The 6,830-nt window shown below is 43.8% G+C and carries 3 protein-coding genes and 1 pseudogene; 1 reads left to right on the top strand and 3 read right to left on the bottom strand.

What is annotated here, in order from left to right:
* Positions 1-155: 155 nt before the first annotated feature.
* A complete protein-coding gene (locus FEK66_RS25445; protein ID WP_135383439.1) occupies positions 156-1,934 on the top strand; it encodes a hypothetical protein in 1,779 nt (592 codons plus the stop codon).
* Positions 1,935-2,316: 382 nt separating this feature from the next.
* Here FEK66_RS25445 and FEK66_RS25440 read toward each other — a convergent pair whose 3' ends face one another.
* The 3 genes and pseudogenes from FEK66_RS25440 to FEK66_RS25430 all read right to left on the bottom strand — a co-directional run.
* Complete coding sequence (locus FEK66_RS25440; protein ID WP_130259258.1) at positions 2,317-3,030, bottom strand: ZirU family protein; 714 nt, start codon at positions 3,028-3,030, stop codon at positions 2,317-2,319.
* Positions 3,031-3,108: 78 nt separating this feature from the next.
* Entirely contained in the window at positions 3,109-5,388 is a 2,280-nt protein-coding gene (locus FEK66_RS25435; protein ID WP_130238312.1) for an inverse autotransporter beta domain-containing protein, read from the bottom strand.
* A gap of 537 nt (positions 5,389-5,925) precedes the next feature.
* Positions 5,926-6,830, bottom strand: a pseudogene (locus FEK66_RS25430) (IS3 family transposase); the annotation flags it as partial.

Genomic DNA, 6,830 nt, shown 5'->3' with positions numbered 1-6,830 from the left:
ATAGACGATCTGGCGGGCTGCGATATGCCGCCGCAGGGCGTGGATCAGAGCACGCTGAGAGTGGAATACTATTGCCAGAATAAGCAGGAATTCTCTTATCTGCGCGAAGTATTCATTGATATAACAATGTAATTAATAAAGTTAAAGGTGATGTCATGTTAAATATGCGAAAAATTAAATCTATAGAGAAGTTTAAATCTGAGAAATATCTCAGAGATGCTCATCCGGTGACTTCTCATGTTAACGCCCTCACTCCAGGGGTATTAACATGCAGCTTCCCTTCTCAGAAAGGGATAGTGCGAGGGCAGATTATTTATCTGGAATTTTATTATAAATACCAGAACGCGGAAATTGCCATGGATCCTAGCGCAATAAAAATGGATGTGGCGAGTAAAAATATTTTACCAAAACCACAAGGTGAGGGAGAATTTACGGATACTGACGGTAGCAAAGTTTATATGTACAAGTATTCGTTCAATGTACCTAACAATATTGCTCTGGGCGATAAAGCGATCGACTTGACATTGACTGTACAAGCCCTGGGAGCAGCTGCGCCAGTAACATGTCACTGCCAATATTATGTACTGGAGTCAAATACTGATCTCGATGATGAGATTACTATCTCTTTTGATGACACTCAGATTATTGATTTGAATGCCCCGGAAACTCTTAATGATAGTTATTCAAATCTGTCTGGTGTCACCTATATTACTGGTACGATAACGTATAAACGTAATTTGACGAAATATCCTGGCGATGAAACACATCAGGATATCCAACTGTATCTGCGACCTGTAAGTATGGCGCAGGCGGTATTCGAAAACGTATTTTTTATGATGTCTGATACTAATCAGGGGGGGGGCAAAGCATATCCTGACATGCAATATCATTATGTTAGTAATTTAACCTCGAGTAAACTTGATGGTTTTGTTATTAACCTTAAAAATGATTCAGCATCGAAAACTGGCGTGGCAAAGTTCCGTATTTACCCCTGTGCTAAAGATGCCGGTTTCCTGGTAATGACAGTAAGTTCAGGTTCCCCGGATATTGATACTTCTGACTCTAAAGGTCTGTTTATTGAAGGCATTACGCCAGAGTACATGGGATATTCAATGTACTTTGAAAATACTGACGGTGATATTCTTGATGAAGATCAACAGAAAGTGAATTTGCATTTCAAATCTCTGGAAGATGCCGAATCTAAACCTGATTATGGCGGTTTTATAAACGATACCATTCTTGTGTTTAATGAGCCAACTTATGTTGATCTTATGGGAACAGCTGTTATTGGTGATCGAACTTTTTTGGGGCGTTATGAGGTTCCTTCAAAACCGCAGAAAACGATTTATCCCTTTGAATTCGATACTACAGAGTTAATGGTACAGGATAACGTAAATAAAGCCAAAAACAGGATTTCATACATTGTTGCTGAACGTAGCGGCAACGTAGGGATTTCTGAACATAAAAGACTTATTGTCACGAAGGCAATTCCAGTGACGCCGCCGAAAAAAGGAACGTTAAAATCACCAACCTTTATTGATGTTAGTGGAACGGAAATGGTATCAGGAGGGATCATTAATAAGCATCGTATTGGGAATGGCCTGCCTGGTGAACATATGTACTATCGTATTCCGGTTGCTGGAAACCTTACTGCGGGAGATGTTATTAATACTAAAATTGAATTATCGTATTACGATGATGATAATTATGTTTATTCAAATTTACCCAGTCGGTTGCTTCACTCCTACGAAATTATGCCAGCAGATGTTACACTAGGTTACCTCCAGGTCGAGGTTATGTATGAAGACCTTTGTAATTGCAACAGCGATCCTTTTGGTACAACCAGTAGTAAGTTAATTATCTGGTATGAGACTGAAGGGAACGCTGAAGCTGTGTCTTCTACGCTAATTCTTAATATCGATACAGTAATGTAAGTCAAACATGGATACCAGCAATAACGCTGGCATCCATGTTTATATTCTATTGCAATAATATTTTGGTATTAATATGTCAAATTATAAATTATTAATCATAGGTGGCATATTATCTTCATTGGCAGGGTGTGCTTATGTTGTGCATCCTCACTGGGATAAATGTGGTAATTCTGCATGCACCGTACAGGCGATAAATATAACAAAAAAATAGGCTGTTGATTTACAGGTCTGTTTGTTGATTGTTATTTTTATCTACATAGGGGATTAGTTTAAGTTTTTCAGAAAACCGCCGTTATAATTAGTGTGGCGGTTTTCTGACTATTAAAAATAGCACATTACTACTGTTCTTTATTCCCTTTATTTGGGAAGAAAAACAGAAGTATCAAGGATTGGATACAACCACCTGAACTTTTCGTTTCTGAGTCTCTTTAGTGACTTTCCAAGTACTGTTTGTTGCCCCTGTTATATCGATATATTTACCGCTATTGACGGAGTCCTCGACCTGCCACTGGTAGTTCAATACACCGCACGCTTTTGTACAGGTTGGTGTAGCTGTCAGAGTGTCATTAACGATAGGTGCGCCAGAAACACCGGTACCGCCGCTAATTACCACTTTAATGACATCGTCGCTTCCAGAAATCGGTAGTCCACCCGCTGTTCCGTTTACCGTAGCCTGAACAGGTTTGCCCTGGAATGGCTCAGTAATATTTTTGTCAGTTTGTGGAGTAACAAATAGTGTAATTGTCTGTCCTAAATCTTTGTCCTGAATAGTGTAAGTTTCGGTCACCGCCACTTCAGTAGAACCAATCTTCCAGCTATAGAGTCGGGGAGTCGTTGTATCGGGTTTATCTCCATCAACATCGGCAAATGCAAAGTCATGAGCGGGATCGATTTTTACGACATCGCCGTGGTCAAGAATGCCATTTGCATTTTTATCCTCAAAAGTAATCTCACCTGCAGTCAGGGTTGGCTCATGTCCTGTAATGGACATCGTTGCGGAAGAGGTGATTATTGCTGCGACGGCATTAACACTCATACTGAGTAAGAAGCCCATTGTAATGCTGGCGGCAGTCTTTTTTTTTAAGCTTAGTTTCATATTCTCTTGTCTTACTATTTATTAACAAATACACAATACAGATATGGGATAACGATGACTTTCTGGCTCAGTAATAAGTCATTTGATAATTTGTACCCGCACTTTTCGCTTTTGATCGGCGGTGGAAGGAACATATGTCATCGCTGTGGCACCCGGAATATCGACATAATTATTACTACCTGCTTGATCTTCTCTCTGCCATTGGTAAGTCAACGCATTGCAGTCTGTGCTACAAGGCATTGTTGCTGTCAGCGTATTTCCCACTACAGGCACACCAGTAACCGTTGCGACAGAAACTGTTGTCAGATTAAAGATCAGGCGTTTGCCGGTATCTTTGCCATTAATTTTGACGCCAACAGGTAACTTTGGATTTTCCAGAAGACCACTAAATGTTGTGGTGTAGTGTCCAGGGTTGCTTTCCTGAACGGTATCGAAGGAATATTTCGATGTATCTACAGTACTGTCAGCAATAAAGAATGTTATGCGTTCTTTTTCGTTGCTAATTGGCTGGCCCTTGCTGTCTTGCAAGGTAAGGGCCAGAGTCGACTTTTCCGTGCTTCCGACAGAAAACGTTGTCTTGTCAGCAGTAAGCGTACTTTGCTCAAGTGCGGCTGATGTATCTGTAAAAATGATGTCAGCAGATGCCAGCGTTGTATCTTCCAGGCTTGCAGTAATAGTAAATTTTCCAGCACTTTCACCGGCAGTTACCGTTGTTGTGTAAATTCCATTACCAGACTCTTTGAGTTTTCCCAGTTGCGGCAATACCGGAGCCTGAGGCTTTAAAGTGACGGTTCCTTTCGCCAAAGCCATACCGTCTACCAGCGAGTTGATTGGAGTAAATGCACCATTGAGAATTATCTGCTCTGCTTTGCCGCTTATCGGTTTTTTCTCATTATCCAGTAGAGCAATTGTCAACGTAGTTTGTGTTTTTGTATCTGCCAGCAGATGCGCCACGGCGATGCTAAGACTGGAATATTTCTTACTTATTATCGGTGGCGTAAGAACAACCTGCATTTCGGCGGGTTGCGATGCATTACCACGGGTATCATGCGCAATAGCGGAGATTCCCCATGCATTGATCGCGCCATCTTTCCATTCCGGCAACACCATCTGCCAGTGGGCTCCCTGACCGATCAACTTACCGCCCGCGGCTAAAAATGATGCGTCATCCCATTCAATATCTTTCAAACCATGTTTTGCCTGCACATCAGGCAACAACGGAATGACCTGTTTTGATTTTCCTGTTACTCGCCCCGGGAGGTGTAATTTGATAACGGTTTGTTTGCGATACTCAAGAACGATGTCGTTATTACGATTAACAAGGTCATAGCGGCTGCCATTCAGGGTACGAATGCCTTCTACGGCATCCGTATTTAATTGCTGACGGAGTGGGGTGCCGATGCGCCAGTTCACATCCGCTTTTAGCTGAGTGTCATGTTTTCCACTCTCGCCAGTGCGATGTTCCGCGCTTAATGTCAGCAACGGAAATGGAGTGAAATTCACGCCGACAGTAAGAACCCGGGGGTTTTTCTGCCGGTTTTCTTTACCAAACAGCGCGACCTCCCGACCGAAATACTGCTCATACGTTAGCCTTGTCCCCAGTTGCGGGAGAGCGGGAAGGTATCCTTCCAGACGTAAATCCCAACCATTGGCAGGCCGTTCTTCATAATCTTCAACATTCGGAGATGCTTTCCATCCGGTTAGCCCGATGTAGCCATTAGCGGAAAATTTAACAAAATTACGCCAGTATTCGGCGCCAATCCCCGCCCGGGCATGATCACCAGATAAATCGTAATCGATAAAGGTATTGAGGCCATACATCGTTTGCTGGTTGAAGTGGCGATAACCAATGCCTTGGTTCACAATGCCCCGCCCGTCCACACGGTGGACGCCGCTTTGAGAAAACAGCAGATTGTTCGGCACGTCGTACCACGGATGAAGCAATATAAAAGAGGAATCTTTTAGCGATAAGTTATCGTCGGCGTTGATTTCTATTTGTGCTGTTCCGTAATGTTGCAGCCATTCAGCGGCGCTTTGATTTGCCTTACCCAGCACAAAGCCTTTGGCCATCGCTTTTGCCATGTTGCTATCCGTATGACCAGAAAGCACTCCTCCAGCCTGAGACGCGAAAGCGGCTAACTGAGTTAATTGAGCATTTTCCTGATCACGATCTTCCGCTTCTGTATCCGTACGTGAGCTATCTCGTTGCGTTTCATAAGGCGTGGCTTTTTGCTCGGCGAGCAAAGCGGCATCCGCACTGGCCATAGCAGGCGATATAACCTGGCAAATCGAACCGATCACGACCGTTATACTTTTAAGAACAAAACCGTGGCTAATTATTTTGTTGGTATTGTACATATTCTATAGATGAAGGCATTTTTATGTTAAAAATAATTTTGCTTTAGGAAAAATGTTGATGAAGCAAAAGCATGTACTATCTTATAATCAGCATTCATTAAGTTAAATTATGAATAAGCGCCATGAAGAGAGGGTGATTCCTGTATTGATGTAATTTTGGTTAATGAACAAGTAGGATGATTGTTAGCACTGTAGCGAGTTATAAATCAGCATACAGCCACTGGACCCTGTTGAAGGGGATATAAAAATTATGATTTATTTTTTTGAAATGAAAGGCAAAGTATTTGCAATGATTTTGAAAAAGTGTATTTGTCCTGGTAATCGATAAGTGCGTTAAATCTTTAGACATTGTCTGCTGCGCCAGCATTAATCCTGTACTATAGAGTTAAACCATCCCGTGGATATGTAAATAGACCCGTTTTAGTTCCATGCATTTTTTGAGAACCCGGCCAAATGACCCTGGCCCAAAATCAGTGCAGTGCTAAATCAGAGATCTTCGTCTTTCTGACCCTGGCCCAAAATCAGTGCAGTGCTAAATCAGAGATCTTCGTCTTTCCGGAGACTTCGGATGAATTCAGCCGGAGTCATGTCATTTAATGATGAATGTGTCCTTTCATGATTATATTCCCTGCGCCAGCTGTCGAGTTTGTCCTGCGCATCTTCCAGTGACAGGAACCAGTGAATGTTCAGGCATTCATCCCGCAGACTGCCGTTAAATGATTCAATGAACGGGTTATCTGTCGGCTTTCCGGGGCGCGAGAAGTCCAGGGTCACGCCGTGTTCATACGCCCATTTATCCAGACTTTTTGAGATAAACTCGCTGCCGTTATCTGTCTGAATACGTACTGGCAGGCGCTTACCCAGCACCCGCAACCCTTCCATCACACCGACCACATCCTCGCCTTTCAGCGACTTTCCGGCATGGATCGCCAGACACTCCCGACTAAAATTATCGACTACAGTCAGCGCCCGGAAACGCCGTCCGTTAAACAGATTATCCGACACGAAATCCATACTCCAGCACTGATCGATATGCGTCAGGACCGGACGTTGCTGGCGATGTGCTGCACTGACATGTCTGCGGGGGCGCTTTCTGCGCAGGTTGAGGCCTTCCAGACAGTAAATCCGGTGTGTTTTCTTATGGTTAACAAGCCAGCCCTCCCGCCGCAGCTGGATATGAATACGCGGACAACCATACCGTATCCGGGTTTCCGCGATCTCCCGGATACGCTGGGTTATCGCCCGATCGTCACGCCGGCTCTGCCAGTGGTAGACAGTTCTGCTCTGCATCAGCAACCCGCATCCCCGGCGGACACTGATGCGGTATGCTTCCTGCAGGAAATGCACCGCCTGGCGCTTCTGAGCCGGCCTCAGAACTTTTGTTTCAGTACCTCCTGCAACATCTCCTTATCCAGACTCAGAGTAAGCGTCGTCTGAGTACC

Source organism: Escherichia sp. E1130 (assembly GCF_005781065.1).
Taxonomy (GTDB): Bacteria; Pseudomonadota; Gammaproteobacteria; order Enterobacterales; family Enterobacteriaceae; genus Escherichia.
This window is presented reverse-complemented; position numbering and strand designations above follow the sequence as displayed.

Coding starts and splice junctions, on each gene's coding strand:
- FEK66_RS25435 (WP_130238312.1), bottom strand. CDS start 5,388: ATGTACAATACCAACAAAATAATTAGCCACGGTTTTGTTCTTAAAAGT.
- FEK66_RS25445 (WP_135383439.1), top strand. CDS start 156: ATGTTAAATATGCGAAAAATTAAATCTATAGAGAAGTTTAAATCTGAG.
- FEK66_RS25440 (WP_130259258.1), bottom strand. CDS start 3,030: ATGAAACTAAGCTTAAAAAAAAAGACTGCCGCCAGCATTACAATGGGC.